Origin of the sequence: Streptomyces sp. NPDC057617 (genome assembly GCF_042800555.1) — a bacterium.
Lineage (GTDB): Bacteria > Actinomycetota > Actinomycetes > Streptomycetales > Streptomycetaceae > Streptomyces.
In genome coordinates, this window is sequence record NZ_JBHVGV010000025.1 from 20,514 (window position 1) to 21,653 (window position 1,140).

Genomic DNA, 1,140 nt, shown 5'->3' on the forward strand with positions numbered 1-1,140 from the left:
CCCGTCTCTTCCCTCCCCCTCTTTCCTGGCGGGTTTCGCCCACCTTAGGGGCACCCCTGCGTCGTCCACGCTCCCGGCTCCGTCTCCCATGACCGGCGCGAGCAGCGCGGCGGCGGTCCCCACTGCGACGGCGGACCTCGGCAACAGGGCGGCGCCCGCGAGGGTTTCCCTGGCCCGGGCGTGCGAGGCGGGGTCGGTGATCACCACCCCGTCGACCAGCTCGGGCCGCGCGGCCAGTACGGCGGCGTGGTCGGCGGGGTCGACGGCCTGAGCGAGATAGCGCCAGCCGGGCAGGGCGGGGATACCGTGCTCCCCCAGATACTCCACGGTGGCCAGCACATCGGGCCCCGGCGGCAACAGCCCCCCGTCCCCGAGCGCCCCCAGAATCCGCGCGTCATCGGCGGCGGCGGTCCGCAAGTCGAAGAGCTGCCGCTCGGCGGAAGCGACGCTGAGGTCGAGCAATTCCCGCAACTCGTCGGCGTACCGGTCGAGTTCCTCGGCGGTCAGGGGCGCGTCGACGGTGCGCCTCGGCGCGGCGGCGGTGGGGAGCCCGTCGGGGCCCGTCGCGCCGCGGCCCCCACCCGACTCGGCGTCTCGGCCCGAACGACCGTCCTCGGGAGACCCGTTGGAACCGGCCGACCCGGCAGCACCGCTCTGGCGGCCGTATGCGATCTGCCTCGGCAATCCGATGCCCTCGGCCGGACGGCCGGACGCAGGCGCGTCCGCGTCGCCGCTCGCGCCGGCCGTGCCGCCGGACGTCATCGGCGCTGCCGAACCCGCACCGTCGGCCGCGAGGCCATCCGTGGAGACATCTGCCTGACGGCCGGCCACAGAGGCCCCGTTGGGATCCGTCGCCGGGCCGACGGCGCCGGAGTCGCGGCCGGGAGCGGACGCCCCCGCCGTGGCCGCACCGGCCGAGAGTCCATCCGGGCTTGCCCCGCCGTCGTCCGCCCCGGCCGGACCGAGCGGGCGGCCCGGCGCGGACGATTCGTACGAGGCCGTGCCCCCGTCGTCGGCCGGACCGGTCGGGCCATCGGTCGTGACGCCGACCAGGCCGGCGTCGCCGTGGCCGTCAGCCGCAGAAAACCCCTTGGGGACGGCGGCGGACCCGCCGCCGGACGGGTTGCCCGCCGCGGGCGT

Annotated in this window: 1 pseudogene; it reads right to left on the reverse strand. The window is 76.8% G+C overall.

Annotated elements, in window-relative coordinates:
- Nucleotides 1-1,140, reverse strand: a pseudogene (locus ACFU9P_RS34580) (hypothetical protein); the annotation flags it as partial.